The following is a 13,536-nucleotide window of genomic DNA, read 5'->3' on the forward strand; positions in this document are numbered from 1 at the left end:
GAATTGCACAGGCATGACACATGCAACCCTCAACGATTAAAATAATATTATTGATAGGTAGAATTGATTAAGTTTCGTGAATTTTTTTGCTACAGTTAATGTTACTTACCGCAATCACACAGGAGGATATTTTGTATTTTTCCAGCGACGAAAAAGCGAATGTCATCATTGGCGAAGCTGCAATGAACCTGTTTAATGCCGGTCAGGAAGTGAACGTTGAACTTTTGATTAATGAGCTAAAAGTGATGGCTGGATCTGAAGTGAATGATAATCGTCTTGAGCAGATACAGCATGCGCGTCAATGGCTGATGGGGTTCAAAACTATCGGTTCCCGCAGCACCAGCCCCGCGAACTGGTTATCAACAACATTTGGTAAAGAACCTGCTGACCCGCTCTCCGCGGATGACATTTTCCTGAAGCATTAACCTTACCCACGCCTGTTTACCGACCTGCCTGTACAGGTCGGAGCACTTTAGCAGTGAAAACCGTACAGGTATTTGGTACAATTTCCCCCCACCACACACTCTCTTAACTAATTGATTTAAATCAATAAGCACTTTTTGCACAAAAAAACTCACCTCAAAAACCCAAAATTCTGTACAAGAATTCTAAAGATGTATAACTTGCACAACCTGTGAGCGATACATTTTAACCACCTGAGGACACCCACATGCGCCAGAACGGACAAGCCCCTGAAGCAATTAGCGATATTGCCCATTACTTCAATCAGGCTAACTCCCCTTCGCAACAGGAGACGCTGGGCTCAGTTGTTGTGGAAATTCTGCGTGCAGGGCATAGCCTGAGTCGTAAAGCGATTTGCAGTAAACTGTTGCGACGCCTTGAACTTGCCGCAACACCTGAAGAAGAGCGTCATCTGCACGAGCTCATTGCATTGCTTTTCCGTCGTGAAAGCTAATGCAAACACGGATTGATAGTCGCCAGTGATAGTCATTACAGTTTTTCAGGATGCCCGATTTAGTCACGCCGCCAGGATGGTTTACCCTAGTTAAAAAGCCCAGTACTGCTTTCCCGTATCAGGTGCATCTCTTCGCACCTGCAGAGAGATACGGACCCGCAGCATGGCCATTGATTCGCAATCAGAGAAGCCAGTATGTACAGAAGTGAAGATGAGAAACTGACAGATGTCATGATAGGTGAAGCCGTCCTGACATTGCTCAAGTCAGACAAATCGGTATCCAGTAATGCCCTGATAGAACAGCTTGAACTCATGGCTGCGGATGCTGATGACAGTGAAAAAGTAACCGTTATTCGTAAAGCCATCACTGAAGTCCGTAATGGCATGGTTGCTGCGCGCAAACGCGTTAAGGGTGACAGCGCTGAGCGTGATAATAAGTCACATCGCATGAACAGCGATGGCCCGCCCGATGGTTCGAAAAAACACTGATTGAAGGGTTAGATACCTGAATTACGCGGCTAGTTTAACCGAAGCGGCAGCCTGAAAAAGAAATGTTTTACGGCTGGTTGGGCAAAACGAAAACAGCGTCTACACTCGTTTTGACTATTCACATTGCTTCTGACTAATTTTCTTCAGAGAATGAAAAATCATGCAACACTCTTCATCAGATTCAACCATCATTGATTATTTTCGTAGCGAAGGCGATTTACTTGCTCCTGAAACAGAACTGCTGGGCGGTGTCATTCGTGACATTGTGGCCGACCAGGGGCGCGTAACGAATAAAGCGATTATCCTTTATTTGATTGCTGAACTTGAATGCACCTCCGATGTGGTCAGAATGGATGTGCTGCGTAAAACGCTGGAAATCGTTGTTGGCCGAACACCTGACGATACCGGCTTCTGATTCACTGACCTGCGGTAACGCAGGTCAGGTTAACTGCTTGTCGAACCGCTAATTCTCATTCATTTCCCTGCGTCATTCTCCTTCTCCCTTCTCACGATTTTATTTCCCATAATCGACCTGTAAAAAGAGTGCGTCCAGTGATGTTGCAGGAACTTCATATTAATGATTACCGTTAAACCTATTTCCTGACGAAAATAAGCTTTCCGAAAATAATAACGATAACAGAGCAGATTACCGCTTCAGTAATTAAACCCTTGCCATTTTCTCTGGCCAGCAATCTCAATAGCCTTTTTGATTTATATTTTTCAGAAGGTGAGAAAGCGTTTTATATGATCCTGAAGATCAAAACCAGGGGCAGCCATAATCATCAGAAAACGGATTTCGGGCACCTTATTCTCGCTGAAGTGAATCGATGCCGGTGAATGAACAGGACAGGCGTCAGGGATGGCGCCAAAAACCGGCGCCATCAACCTCAATGCATCTTGCGGGTGAAAAAGGCTATCGCTTCCTGACACAGTGATTTAAGCCTGCTGTCACGGGTTTCTTCGCTCAGTCTGAACAGAGCGTCCGTAATATCGTGAAAATGAACTGGCTCTCCCGCCTTGATCAAATCACTAACTACCGCGCCAACCAGCGCACGGATTTCATTATCGTTGTCGTACTTCACACGACCTCCCGACAGTGTATGCATATACAGTCTATCACTAGCAGGAGGTAAAAAACAAAAAAGTGGTTTTTGTAAAAATATAAGCGAAGCGGCAAAGAGGTTACTATTTATACACTCACGGGATATTATCTTGCTTTATATTTGCCCGCTGTAACCCTTAACTTATAAATTGCTAAAATGGGGTTATCATCGCCGTAATCTAATTTCACTGTGACTGACCTTAACCAAAGCGCCCTATCCCTAAAACAGAAGCCCGGCAGAATCTGATTATAAAAAATGTTCTCTCGAATCGCCGCAGGCTTGAGGGTCTGGAATATCCTGAACTGCGATTGTCAAATCACCATCCGAAAACAGCCCGCAGTGTGATAAAACTACTTTCATTCGCCGGCATCCCGAGTAGCACATGGCTAAATTTACCCTGAAACAGATTGCTGCCCAGTCGGGACTTAGCCTCGCAACCCTTGACCGTGCTCTCCATCAGCGCGGTAACGTTCATGCCCGAACGCTGCACCGAATTCAACAGGCAATAGCGGACCTGGAGTTGATGCAAAAGGCGGGGCTGGCAAAAGGCAGAACACTCTTTTTCGACGTGATCATGCATACGCCTGATCGCTTTCAGCCATTGATACGAGAAGCGCTCAGCAGTCAGATCGCCAGCTTTGCTGCCTTTAAAATTCAGCTGCGCTTCCACTTTGGTGCGAATCTTACGGCACAAGCGATTAACGCGCTGCTAAATAAAAAAGCGCTTTACAGCCACGGTGTCATTCTGAAAGCGGCCTGCTCTGGCGAGCTTAATCCCACTATTGAATTGATGCTGAAGCAGCGTATTCCGGTAGTCACCATGATGAGTGACTTACCCGACAGCGCGCGTCTGCGTTACATCGGCATGGACAACTTTGATGCTGGCAAGGTGGCAGCTTTTCTGATGTCAAAATGGTTGCGAGTCAGTCGCTCGCATATCGTGGCAGTGACCGGTAGTCACGATTTCATTGGTGAACAGGAAAGAATTCTGGGTTTTCAGCGAGCGATGCAACAGTTTGCGCCTCAGCATCAGGTGAGCGTGCTGGCTGGCGGGTATGGTATTGATGACAGGATGCATCAGTCAGTAACGGCGTTTTTGCGGAGCCATGCGGACGCGGATGCCGTTTACACCGTGGGCGGCGGCAATCCCGGCATACTGCGCGCGTTTGAAGAACAGAAGCGCCCTGTAAATGCGTTTATCGGTCACGATCTCGATCAGGAAAATTGCGACCTGCTTCAGGCAGGTAAAATTGATGCGCTGATTGAGCATAATTTACAGCTCGATGCGCTGCACGCCTTCCGAACCCTGCTGGCCTTTCATGGCTTTATACCCGAAACCGAACCGCCTGCACCCTACTCAAAAATCAATATTATCACCCGATATAACATGACAACCTGACATCTGCTCTGGCTATTAATAACGTCTGCTTATAGCCACATACGTGCTGAACAGGGTAATCAGGCACCGGCCAGGCGGTTACACTTAAGCTTTCCCTTAATAGCAGGAGTCAGTTATGAAAATTATTGCCAACGGATCGCAGCCTTCACGGAAAGGACCTGCAGAATATTTTACCGGCAGCGTTCGTATTGATGCCCCTTTCCAGGCAACCGAACCGGCCCGTGTGGGCGGTGCGACGGTGACCTTTGAGCCGGGCGCCCGCACTGCATGGCATACTCATCCACTGGGGCAGACCCTGATTATCACGCATGGACAAGGCTGGATTCAGTGTGAAGGTGAAGATATTCAGGTGATGAACGCCGGAGATATCGTCTGGATCCCGGAAAATGTGAAGCACTGGCATGGCGCAACGCCGGTCAATGCCATGACGCATATTGCTATCGCCGAGTCACTGAATGGCTCGCCGGTTGACTGGCTGGAGCAGGTCAGCGACCAGCAATACCAGCGCGACTAAACATAGCCGCTCACCCTGTTCAGAGCCTGACGTGATCGATTAGCGCCCTCATCTTGGGGGCCAGATTTTTGCGGCTGGGGAAATAAAGATAGAACCCGGCAAAACCGGGCAACCATTCATCCAGGATAGTAATGAGTTCGCCACGCGCGATGTAAGGCTGGAAAGTCTCTTCCATGCCAAAGCTGATGCCGCCTCCGGCGCAGGCGGTGCGAATCATCACCCCCATGTCGTTGGTGGTGAGCTGCGGATTGACGGCAACATCAAAATTACACCCCTGCTCAGCGAACTCCCAACGATAAGGGGCTAATCCTGGGCCTTTTCGCCAGCCTATGCAGCGATGATTGACCAGTTCCTCGGGGTGTTGTGGTGTGCCTTCACGCGCGAGATAAGTGGGTGATGCCACCGCAACCTGACGTTGTGCGGTGGAGACAGGCACGGCAATCATATCCTGAGCAATCACCTCCCCCAGCCGTACACCCGCGTCATAGCCCTGCCCGACAATATCGAACTCCTCATCAGTAACGGTGATATCCAGCTCAACCTGCGGGTAAGCGGTGATAAAGCTCGCCAGCAGCTCTCCTCCCAGCATCCGCTCCGCAATTGATGAGATCGCCAGCCGAAGCTGACCGCGCGGCTCCGTGGCCAGTTCGGTGAGATCAGTGACGGCACGGTTAAGCTGGTTGATCGCCGGAGCCACCTCGGCATAGAGCCGTTGGCCAGCTTCGGTCAGCTGAACCGAACGCGTGGTGCGTTGCATCAGCGTAATATTAAGCCTGTCTTCCAGCCGTCGCAGACTCTGACTGATTGCCGGACGCGTGACGCCAAGCTTTTCTGCTGCGAGTCGAAAATTTCGGGTCTGCGCCACAATCACAAAGACTTCGAGAGCATTTTTATCGGCATTCATAGGTTAGATTGCGTTACCAGAGTGTGAAGTGTTTGGTGGATTATCTTTATAATCCAGCCACCGTATGATCGCCAGTGACAACCTTACTGGAGAAATACGATGACTCAGAAAGTGATTTTAATTACCGGCGCTTCAAGCGGTATCGGTGCCGGCATCGCACGAGAACTGGCGAAAACGAATGCGATTCTGTTGCTGGGTGCACGACGAGAAAACCGTCTGGCCGCGCTGGCTGAAGAGCTAAGGTTCAATGGTGCTGAGGTGGCGATCAAAGCGCTTGATGTGACACGCCGTGAAGACGTTACGCAGTTTGTTGATTATGCACTGGAGAAATGGGGCCGCATTGATGTGATGATCAATAACGCCGGTATTATGCCTCTCTCACCGATTGCGGCGCTGAAGGTGGAAGAGTGGGATCAGATGATCGATGTGAACATCAAAGGGGTGCTGTATGGCATCGCGGCGGTGCTGCCGACCATGTTGACCCAACAGCGGGGTCACATCATCAATATCGCTTCAATTGGTGCTCTGGCGGTGTCACCCACTGCGGCGGTCTACTGCGCCACTAAGTTTGCGGTACGGGCGATTTCCGATGGTTTACGGCAGGAGAACAGCCAGCTGCGGGTGACCTGTGTTCATCCCGGCGTGGTCGAGAGTGAGCTGGCATCAACGATTACCGATCCAGAAGCCGCTGAGGCGATGCGACACTATCGCGCTATCGCGTTGCAGCCGGACGCCATTGGTCGCGCCGTGCGCTATGCCATTGAGCAGCCTGAAGAGGTAGATGTGAATGAAATTGTGGTGCGGCCAACCCGAACCCAGCATTAAGCCATTGGCCCGATGCGCAGAGTGCATCGGGCCGTATTATCAGTAAAGGCTTCGACGGGTACGCTGGACAGTAACGGCGATCGCCGTTAAGGCCACCAGCATCAGAAAGATCCCCAGACCCACCATTGCATTAAAGCCATAAGCTTTGAACAGCAGCAGACCGGCGATACAACCGCTCAGGAAGGAGAACACCGTCGTCAGATGGGTATGCAGCACCTTCTGGAAGAATCGACGGTCGTCGGTTTCGAGATGCACCGCATGTGACGTATGAGCAAAAATCCAGGAACCCAGTGCAATACCGGCATCAGTCAGCGTGCCGGTAATGTGAGTCGATCTGACGCGGCCATTGGAAAGCTGCGTCGAGGTGGCATTATGAATCCCCATTAAAAAGCCCAGCATCACCAGCACTTCCCCGTTAAAACTTGGCCGGTAGAACACGATCTCAAAGAACGATGCCGCTGTCAGTGCTGCCCCTTCCGCCAGAATAATCAAACAGAAAATGGTGCGTAATTTATGTCTGATACCTACCACCACTGCCAGCCGGGCGACGGTACAGCCCAGCACAAAGGCCACAATCAGTGCCATTAAAAATAGCATGGTGTGCAGGTCGCTGGTCGTTACCTCCTGGGAGATCTGCGAGGTGTTGCCAGTCATATGTGACGGGAAAAATCCAAAGGCGCCCAGCGCCATGGCATTAAGGATACCGGCAGTGGTGGCCAGCACCAGCGCCAGTAAGCGGTCTTCGGTATGCGAACGAACTTTCTTCTTTTTTATCAGCACAGGCTTCCCCACATCAGGTGAATGCAAAAAACGTTCTAATACGGTTTCAAGCATACAACCTGATAAAAATTATTCCCGTCAGAACCAGATAACTCTGAAGAAATAAGCCATTAATTTTGCTGATTTTTATAAAGCAGATTCAGTTTACTTTTAAAAGTGTCAACGACGCGATGATTCACCAGTTGATGACCACAAAAGAGGCAGATAGCCAACTCAGTCAACGATAAAGAGCTTCGCGCCGGTGGAGGTAAACGAACGATGCGGTTCAGCATCGTCTGCTACCTGATAACTGACGCCCGGTGTCAGTACGAAACGGCGTCCATCGGACAGTTCTGTGTGAAGCTCGCCCGCCATACAGAGTAAAATATGGCCCTTGGTGCACCAGTGATCGGCCACATAGCCCGGCGAATAATCGACCATGCGAACCCGGATATCGTTAAACGTCACAGTTCGCCATCTCGCCTCTCCCTGGTCGCGTGATGAACCGTCTCTTCAACCTGATCCCATTCCGTCAGCCCAAACGGCAAATTATCTATTTTCATGCGATGTCCCTGAGACTGCGTTGAAGATGAGCGTTAAGAGAGAGCCTGGAAAACGGCCTCTTCAGCATGGATGAGCGTGGTATCAAATAGCGGCACGCTGGCGTCGGTAGCGTCAACCAGCAAGGTAATTTCGGTGCAGCCCAGAATAATGGCCTCGGCCCCTTGTGCCACCAGCCGCTGCATGATCTCCCTGTAACGACGACGCGAGGCGGGATTGATTTCACCCAGGCAAAGCTCTTGGTAAATCACCTCGTGCACAAACAGGCGATCCGCTTCATCAGGCGTGATCACTTCAAGACCGAACTGCTCATGCAGTCGTCCGCGATAGAAATCCTGTTCCATGGTGAATCGCGTTGCCAGTAACCCGACCTTATGCACGCCAGCCTGCTGAATACGCCGTCCGGTGGCGTCAGCAATATGCAGTAGCGGGATGTCTGTGGCGGCGCTGATTTGCGCGGCCACTTTATGCATGGTGTTGGTACAGAGTACGATGAATTGCGCACCCGCCCTTTCCAGATTACGTGCTGCATCAGCCATTATCTCGCCCGCCTGCTGCCACTCGCCCGCAGCCTGAAGTTGCTCGATATGCTGGAAATCAACACTATAAAGTACCAGCTCCGCCGAGTGCAGACCGCCCAGCCGCTGTTTAACCTGCTGATTGAGTATGCGGTAATAGAGTGCTGTTGACTCCCATGACATACCGCCTAACAAACCAATAACTTTCATGCTGCACTCCTGATTCAACGTTTTACTCTCAGCATGCCAGATTGCCATTGTTCGGCAACGGATTTAATCAGGCTGAGCTGTTCTGCGGCCTGAATCGCCGGGCAATCAGCATTAACACCACCACGCCAGCACTCATGATCACCCAGGCCTGCGTCAGTGATGCACCACTGTCGCGCACCCAGCCGGCCACCAGCGGCATCAGTGCTGCAATCAGGTATCCGCCACCCTGAACGCGTGACAGCAGAATGCCTGCCTCTCTGGCGTTGCGCGCATGATCCAGTGTGACAATCAGTGACAGCGGAAAGAGTGCGCCGATTCCTGTACCCAGCAGCAACACAGAGAGTACCGGCATCGTGTTCGGGTAGAACACCAGACTCAGCAGCCCCGCCAGTAACAATGTCAGCACGCCAAGCAGCAAAGGACGGCGGTCGGAAAAGCGATGTAACGTCGCTGAGACAATAAATCCTGCCACCACTTCGGTTAAGGTCAGCGCGGCGAGCAGATATCCGCTATGACGCGCACTCCAGCCCAGCTGTATATAGAATGGCGGCAGCCAGGCCAGTACCAGCGTGTAGGCCCCGGTGCCAATGCCAAAAAAGAGCATCAGTAGCAGTGTGCGCCGCACAGGCAGTATCGCTTCATCAACCGCTACACTCACCGGCGACGACCGCCTGACCGAGGACAGCCAGATTAGCAGCGTCACCAGCGCTAATCCTCCGGAGAGTGCCAGCGCGGGTTGCAGGCCCAGCAGGGTAAAAAGCGGCTCAGCACTCGCCGCAGTCAGTGCCGCACCCGCCATAATGCCTGTGCTGAACAGCGCCATCAGCGTCGCCGCGGCTGCTGTAAAGCGTTGCCGAATCAGGGCAGGCATCAGCGCCTGAATGACACCAATTCCTGCGCCACCCGCCAGCGCAGTGAGCATCAGCTGAGCAGAGGTCAGGTTAACCCCGCGCCACAGACAGGCCGCCGTCAGAAGAAGCAAACCCGAGGCGATGCCCATCACCGGCCCAATACGGACGATCAGCCACGGCCCGGAAAGTGCCGCCAGACCCATCATCGCCACCGGCAACGTGGTCAGAAGACTGAACGAGGTAGCTGACAGTCCAGCCTGCTGTTGCAACACCGGAAACAGCGGGCCGATAATAGCCAGCATCGGACGCAGGTTTAGCCCGATAAGAAAGACGATCACAGCAAACAGAATGGGGAAGAGATTATTTTTCATCGTTGACACTCTGACAGAGGATTGACGATGACAGCATTGGGCTGCCACCATTTATCTTAACGTTAAGATAAATATCCCGCCTTGTTAAGAGGTGCAGCACAACCCGACAACATAACCCCAGCATTTACAGGTGATTTATGCATGACCATATTGATTTCGTTGTCAGCCAATGGGACAACGCGATGCCTGATCTTGATGCTTCTTCCATGCGCATCTTTGGCAGAGTGTTGCGTCTGATGAAACATCTGGCGAAAGCGCGCAGTCAGGCACTGGAGCCGTTTAGTTTTCAGGAGGGGGAGTTTGATGTACTGGCAACGCTGCGGCGGGCGGGCTCGCCTTATCGCCTGTCGCCCACGCAACTTTATCAGGCGCTGCTGGTAACCTCCGGCGCGATGACAAATCGGCTGAACCGGCTGGAACAGCAGCATCTGATTGAACGTGTGGCTGCACCGGATGATAAGCGCAGCATGCTGGTTGGGCTGACCCCGCACGGGCAGCAGCAGATTGAGGATGCACTTCGTGTCCACACCGCCACGCAGGCGGCGGTGCTGGCGCCGCTGGACGCATCAGAGCGTGCCGAACTGGAGAGGCTGCTGAAAACGCTGCTGCTGGCGTTTCCCGGCGAAGCTATCACTACAGACGAGCGTTTTTAGCGCTGCAGTTCGGCCACCGTCATGGTGAAAATAACCGGCTGCTGATCGGCACTGGCATAAGAATGCGGCATATCTGTACGCGCCACCGCCGCACACCCCTGTTGCACGACCATTGTCTGCTCACCCACGGTTAATGCCAGTTTGCCCTGTTCAACGTGCAGCAGTTCAAGCGTGCCCGACGAGTGACCCGTGGAGCTGAAAACCTCGCCCGCAAACATTTTCCAGCGCCATAGCTCGATCATATCAGGTCCGCGTGTCCCCGCCAGCAGCTGCGCAGTTCCGCCCTGCTCACCCTGCCACAGCACGGGCATTTCGCTGTTCTCAATCAGCCATGCGTCAGGTGCATGCGAGACATTGACGATATCCGCCACCGAGACACCCAGTGCGGCAGCCACTTTGCAGAGGATGGCAATGCTGGGATTGGCGGCGCCTTTTTCAATTTCAACCAGCATCCCTTTACTGATCCCTGCACGATGGGATAACGCATCCAGTGAGAGTTTCTGGCTTTTACGCCATCTTTTGATGCTCTCTGAGACAGCCTGATTAACACTGGCAACATCAGCGCCCGCATCGGTCGTTATATTGACTTTTTTGGTCATCGGTCATTACTATGGAATAAATTAGTCAATGAGAGAGTATCCGATGTTATCTGTTCATCCGTCAATCGATCCCGCGGTTCTCGCGCTCGCCCCCGGCTTTCGTGCCATGAGCATTGTGGTAGACGCTACGCCGATAACACGACCTGAGGTCGCCAGCGAAGCATTGAAGAGTGCCTGCCAGCAGGTGTTGCAGGAGGATGTGGCCTGGGCAGATGCGCATCTGGCAGCCTGGGCCGAGGTTTTCAAAGCCTTTGGTGCTAAAGCGAAACGCACACCCTGTTCTGCTGAAGCATTGCGCAAGCGCGTGCTGCGGGATGGCGCATTGCCTGCTATCGATCCGGTTGTCGATCTCTACAATGCCATCAGCATTCGCTACGCCCTGCCAGTTGGAGGCGAAAATATTGCGGCTTATATTGGTGCGCCACGTCTGGTGATTGCTGACGGCAGTGAACGGTTCGATACCGTCAAAGAGGGCGAGGTGGTTGATGAGTCACCAGAACCCGGCGAAGTGATCTGGCGAGACGATCAGGGCGTAACCTGCCGCCGCTGGAACTGGCGTCAGGGTGTGCGGACCAGACTGGATGCCAGTGCACGCCAGATGTGGTTTATCCTGGAAAGTCTTCCGGCTATGCCGCTCATTGCGCTGCAACAGGCCAGTGACGATCTGATCTCGGGATTAGAGCAGATGATGCCAGGGGCACAGGTCAGTGCAACGCTGATCGACGCGCCAGCCATCTGAACATTGCCCCAACACCGGTGATGCAGGGTTAACGTTGGCCAGAATCTGTGGCAGGATACGCGCCCTGCGTCTGGCCATACCCGGCTGACTGAACTGCATACAACCGGTGACTATAATGGCTAAAGTAAAATATATTCTCCCGCTGCTGCTGATCCTGGCTCTGGCTGGCTGGTGGTTGATCCCGCACGACAGTGAGGAGGATAAAGCGTATTACGTCGCGGTATTCTGCGCGATCGATCATCACAGTGCGCAGCCGCTTGATACACAGATGCGCAACGTGATAGAAGGCGGCAATTCTGACTATGCGTTGCAAAAAATAACTTACAAGTCAGCGCTGGGCGACCGTGTGATTGGCCGCTGGCAGCAACTGACGACGGATGATCAACAGCGCGCCGCCCAGGATAATGCAGCCTGCCAGCAACTGCTGACGCGCTGATTTCCGGCGGAGGTGTTTATCTGATGAGGCAAATTATTTCGCGCGGGCCATTATTATGGCCGCGCCCGTCCTGGCATATCCTTCAACACCAGAGATCACCGCACATCTTTTATCTACGGTTGTTGGCAGGATTACATTAAAAAATCGTGTTAAACGATATCGATGGCGCTGAAAACCGTATCAATATGGCGGCATACAGTTTCACCCATAAACCGGTTGTGGCCGCGCTAGTAGGCGCGAAAAATCGCGGTGTAACTAAGCGGGTAATTGTCATTCTACGACTGAGTAGCCTTAACGCCATCGTGCACAATAAATTCATGGGGGTTGACGATAACACTGTCCAGACGAGTTCTTTTCACTACACCTCTTCAGCAAAAAAACTAATGCCGAAGTGCGCTGATTATCAGAGGTAACTTATTCATGAATAAGCAATATGAGAATGAATTTGCACGATTGTCGTCAGACTGCCCACGGGCCTCCAGAAAAAGGCCCCTTCTGAAGTAAAACCGGCTGAAAACGTTTCAGGTAATGAGCCTGTAAAACGCACACGGCGGCCATCGATGAGCCTGCTGGGGCTTCTGCACCTGTTGTGGGAACAGTCTGGTATCAATGTCTGGCACCCTGCTTTCGATAAAAAGAAACGCACTCCTGGCTGGGTGAGCTGGCGCCTGCAGCAAACGGCTGCCCGGATTCGCATTGGTCGCGTGCCGCTGGAAGAATCCCTGCTGCTCATGGCCATGAAAGATACGCCGCAGGTTATAGTTAACCGGGAACACCTGAGAGCGGCCGAAAAGAGCAAAAGGCGGCTCATCGTCGTTTCTGTGCTGGCTGGCTGGAGTGAAACCGGTGAAGCAAGGCTGAAGACGATGCTGCCGCTGGGGCTGTTTTCTGGCTTTCCTGACCTGGTTCTGCCGGAGGACGTGCGCCTGCGACTGGAGAGGAGTTTTGGCCGCGAGCTCGGCGACTGGCGCAGGGGAATGAAAGTCGTGATTATCGCTGAATCAGAGCCGCCGGAAACATCGTTCAGGAAAATAGACGGGCGTAGCCGGCCGTCCAGCTGCAGTACCGTACTCGACGTGGCGCTGATGACGGTCAGCCCACGCTTTATTCCGCTGGATTCCGGCTATGAGGCGGCTGTCGAAGACAAACTGTGGAAGGAAAAACGTGCCTTCATCAAGCCTCTGCGCTACGACGGAGAGGAAGACGTCTTCCCGGACTTCGTTCTGAAGGACGTGAAAGGCGTGGATGCGCTGCCGATGGAAGTGTTCGGCATGAACACACCCGAATACCTGCAACGTAAACAGGAAAAAACTGCCCATTATGATGTGGAATACGGTCAGAGCCGTTGGTGGTACTGGGAGGCAGCAAGCAGAAAGGAAATGCCACCATTCCCGGATGTCTGAAAGTCCTGGCGGGAGTGAGACGCGAAGGTGATTAGCAGGTCACCTTCACTGTGAAGATTTAAACAAACTTCAGGACCATATGAGATCCCTGAGTTTTTTTGACTGCTTCGTCAATATAGTGCTGACGAACAGCATCAGTTACGGGTTCACTTTCGTAGGGGGGTTCAAATTGTTTCATAGTACTTGTTTCAGCCACGAAACCACCCACGACCATTTCACCTTCTGCCCTGATTTTCTTTCCGTCTATATCGAGCATCACATATGAACTGGTGCCTGTAATTTTCAT

18 protein-coding genes and 1 pseudogene are annotated in these 13,536 nt (G+C 52.2%); 11 read left to right on the forward strand and 8 right to left on the reverse strand.

Annotated elements, in window-relative coordinates; genetic code table 11:
* The first annotated feature begins 86 nt into the window (after positions 1-86).
* The 4 genes from EE896_RS19435 (at position 87) to EE896_RS19450 (ending at position 1,820) form a co-directional block, all read left to right on the forward strand.
* Positions 87-425, forward strand: a complete 339-nt coding sequence (locus EE896_RS19435; RefSeq protein ID WP_231001642.1) for a hypothetical protein — start codon at positions 87-89, stop codon at positions 423-425.
* A 245-nt stretch (positions 426-670) separates the two neighbouring features.
* Positions 671-916 (forward strand): regulatory protein YcgZ, encoded by a 246-nt coding sequence (gene ycgZ, locus EE896_RS19440; RefSeq protein WP_003848277.1) that lies wholly within the window; start codon positions 671-673, stop codon positions 914-916.
* A 195-nt stretch (positions 917-1,111) separates the two neighbouring features.
* Positions 1,112-1,405, forward strand: a complete 294-nt coding sequence (locus EE896_RS19445) for a hypothetical protein (RefSeq protein WP_039661719.1) — start codon at positions 1,112-1,114, stop codon at positions 1,403-1,405.
* Positions 1,406-1,565: 160 nt separating this feature from the next.
* The gene (locus EE896_RS19450) at positions 1,566-1,820 is read left to right on the forward strand and encodes a biofilm/acid-resistance regulator YmgB/AriR (RefSeq protein ID WP_003848273.1); all 255 of its coding nucleotides are present in this window, start codon (positions 1,566-1,568) and stop codon (positions 1,818-1,820) included.
* 472 nt (positions 1,821-2,292) lie between these two features.
* Here EE896_RS19450 and EE896_RS22700 read toward each other — a convergent pair whose 3' ends face one another.
* Complete coding sequence (locus EE896_RS22700; RefSeq protein WP_003848268.1) at positions 2,293-2,487, reverse strand: hypothetical protein; 195 nt, start codon at positions 2,485-2,487, stop codon at positions 2,293-2,295.
* Positions 2,488-2,890: 403 nt separating this feature from the next.
* Between EE896_RS22700 and EE896_RS19460 the strand changes: the two genes are divergently transcribed.
* Positions 2,891-3,907, forward strand: a complete 1,017-nt coding sequence (locus EE896_RS19460) for a LacI family DNA-binding transcriptional regulator (protein ID WP_008924491.1) — start codon at positions 2,891-2,893, stop codon at positions 3,905-3,907.
* Positions 3,908-4,022: 115 nt separating this feature from the next.
* Positions 4,023-4,421, forward strand: a complete 399-nt coding sequence (locus tag EE896_RS19465) for a (R)-mandelonitrile lyase (RefSeq protein WP_008924490.1) — start codon at positions 4,023-4,025, stop codon at positions 4,419-4,421.
* A 19-nt stretch (positions 4,422-4,440) separates the two neighbouring features.
* Here the strand turns inward: EE896_RS19465 and EE896_RS19470 are convergent, their stop codons facing one another.
* Positions 4,441-5,325, reverse strand: a complete 885-nt coding sequence (locus tag EE896_RS19470) for a LysR family transcriptional regulator (RefSeq protein WP_008924489.1) — start codon at positions 5,323-5,325, stop codon at positions 4,441-4,443.
* 99 nt (positions 5,326-5,424) lie between these two features.
* Between EE896_RS19470 and EE896_RS19475 the strand changes: the two genes are divergently transcribed.
* Entirely contained in the window at positions 5,425-6,150 is a 726-nt protein-coding gene (locus tag EE896_RS19475; RefSeq protein WP_039661722.1) for an SDR family oxidoreductase, read from the forward strand.
* A 39-nt stretch (positions 6,151-6,189) separates the two neighbouring features.
* Here EE896_RS19475 and EE896_RS19480 read toward each other — a convergent pair whose 3' ends face one another.
* From EE896_RS19480 to EE896_RS19495, 4 genes and pseudogenes are all read right to left on the reverse strand, one after another.
* Entirely contained in the window at positions 6,190-6,984 is a 795-nt protein-coding gene (locus EE896_RS19480; RefSeq protein WP_008924487.1) for a YoaK family protein, read from the reverse strand.
* A gap of 159 nt (positions 6,985-7,143) precedes the next feature.
* Positions 7,144-7,472: pseudogene (locus EE896_RS19485) on the reverse strand (DHCW motif cupin fold protein).
* 33 nt (positions 7,473-7,505) lie between these two features.
* A complete protein-coding gene (locus EE896_RS19490) occupies positions 7,506-8,198 on the reverse strand; it encodes an aspartate/glutamate racemase family protein (protein ID WP_140915907.1) in 693 nt (230 codons plus the stop codon).
* Positions 8,199-8,265: 67 nt separating this feature from the next.
* Positions 8,266-9,420, reverse strand: coding sequence for an MFS transporter (locus EE896_RS19495; protein WP_140915908.1), 1,155 nt, complete (start codon positions 9,418-9,420; stop codon positions 8,266-8,268).
* Positions 9,421-9,557: 137 nt separating this feature from the next.
* Here EE896_RS19495 and EE896_RS19500 point away from each other — a divergent pair, with 137 nt between their 5' ends.
* On the forward strand, positions 9,558-10,073 hold the full coding sequence (locus EE896_RS19500; RefSeq protein WP_033761321.1) for a MarR family winged helix-turn-helix transcriptional regulator: 516 nt from the start codon (positions 9,558-9,560) through the stop codon (positions 10,071-10,073).
* On the opposite strand, the gene EE896_RS19505 is transcribed toward EE896_RS19500, so the two are convergent.
* Positions 10,070-10,672 carry an XRE family transcriptional regulator gene (locus EE896_RS19505; protein ID WP_033761318.1) on the reverse strand — a complete coding sequence of 201 codons (603 nt, stop codon included), beginning with the start codon at positions 10,670-10,672 and terminating at the stop codon, positions 10,070-10,072. The genes EE896_RS19500 and EE896_RS19505 overlap by 4 nt on opposite strands.
* Positions 10,673-10,715: 43 nt before the next feature.
* On the opposite strand from EE896_RS19505, the gene EE896_RS19510 reads away from it, so the two are divergent.
* The 3 genes from EE896_RS19510 (at position 10,716) to EE896_RS19520 (ending at position 13,250) form a co-directional block, all read left to right on the forward strand.
* Positions 10,716-11,411 carry a B3/B4 domain-containing protein gene (locus EE896_RS19510; protein WP_033761316.1) on the forward strand — a complete coding sequence of 232 codons (696 nt, stop codon included), beginning with the start codon at positions 10,716-10,718 and terminating at the stop codon, positions 11,409-11,411.
* 115 nt (positions 11,412-11,526) lie between these two features.
* Positions 11,527-11,847: a hypothetical protein gene (locus EE896_RS19515; RefSeq protein WP_110411875.1), complete on the forward strand. Its 321-nt coding sequence runs from the start codon at positions 11,527-11,529 to the stop codon at positions 11,845-11,847.
* A 464-nt stretch (positions 11,848-12,311) separates the two neighbouring features.
* On the forward strand, positions 12,312-13,250 hold the full coding sequence (locus tag EE896_RS19520) for a DUF1173 family protein (protein WP_238343254.1): 939 nt from the start codon (positions 12,312-12,314) through the stop codon (positions 13,248-13,250).
* A gap of 58 nt (positions 13,251-13,308) precedes the next feature.
* Here EE896_RS19520 and EE896_RS19525 read toward each other — a convergent pair whose 3' ends face one another.
* Complete coding sequence (locus tag EE896_RS19525) at positions 13,309-13,536, reverse strand: Imm74 family immunity protein (RefSeq protein WP_008924478.1); 228 nt, start codon at positions 13,534-13,536, stop codon at positions 13,309-13,311.

The sequence above is a fragment of the Pantoea eucalypti genome (assembly GCF_009646115.1).
In the GTDB taxonomy this organism is placed as follows: domain Bacteria; phylum Pseudomonadota; class Gammaproteobacteria; order Enterobacterales; family Enterobacteriaceae; genus Pantoea; species Pantoea eucalypti.

Bases quoted from the DNA above. Each gene is read 5' to 3' on its own strand.
- ycgZ (WP_003848277.1), top strand. From the start codon at position 671: ATGCGCCAGAACGGACAAGCCCCTGAAGCAATTAGCGATATTGCCCAT.
- EE896_RS19445 (WP_039661719.1), top strand. From the start codon at position 1,112: ATGTACAGAAGTGAAGATGAGAAACTGACAGATGTCATGATAGGTGAA.
- EE896_RS19450 (WP_003848273.1), top strand. From the start codon at position 1,566: ATGCAACACTCTTCATCAGATTCAACCATCATTGATTATTTTCGTAGC.
- EE896_RS19460 (WP_008924491.1), top strand. From the start codon at position 2,891: ATGGCTAAATTTACCCTGAAACAGATTGCTGCCCAGTCGGGACTTAGC.
- EE896_RS19465 (WP_008924490.1), top strand. From the start codon at position 4,023: ATGAAAATTATTGCCAACGGATCGCAGCCTTCACGGAAAGGACCTGCA.
- EE896_RS19470 (WP_008924489.1), bottom strand. From the start codon at position 5,325: ATGAATGCCGATAAAAATGCTCTCGAAGTCTTTGTGATTGTGGCGCAG.
- EE896_RS19475 (WP_039661722.1), top strand. From the start codon at position 5,425: ATGACTCAGAAAGTGATTTTAATTACCGGCGCTTCAAGCGGTATCGGT.
- EE896_RS19480 (WP_008924487.1), bottom strand. From the start codon at position 6,984: ATGCTTGAAACCGTATTAGAACGTTTTTTGCATTCACCTGATGTGGGG.
- EE896_RS19490 (WP_140915907.1), bottom strand. From the start codon at position 8,198: ATGAAAGTTATTGGTTTGTTAGGCGGTATGTCATGGGAGTCAACAGCA.
- EE896_RS19495 (WP_140915908.1), bottom strand. From the start codon at position 9,420: ATGAAAAATAATCTCTTCCCCATTCTGTTTGCTGTGATCGTCTTTCTT.
- EE896_RS19500 (WP_033761321.1), top strand. From the start codon at position 9,558: ATGCATGACCATATTGATTTCGTTGTCAGCCAATGGGACAACGCGATG.
- EE896_RS19505 (WP_033761318.1), bottom strand. From the start codon at position 10,672: ATGACCAAAAAAGTCAATATAACGACCGATGCGGGCGCTGATGTTGCC.
- EE896_RS19510 (WP_033761316.1), top strand. From the start codon at position 10,716: ATGTTATCTGTTCATCCGTCAATCGATCCCGCGGTTCTCGCGCTCGCC.
- EE896_RS19515 (WP_110411875.1), top strand. From the start codon at position 11,527: ATGGCTAAAGTAAAATATATTCTCCCGCTGCTGCTGATCCTGGCTCTG.
- EE896_RS19525 (WP_008924478.1), bottom strand. From the start codon at position 13,536: ATGAAAATTACAGGCACCAGTTCATATGTGATGCTCGATATAGACGGA.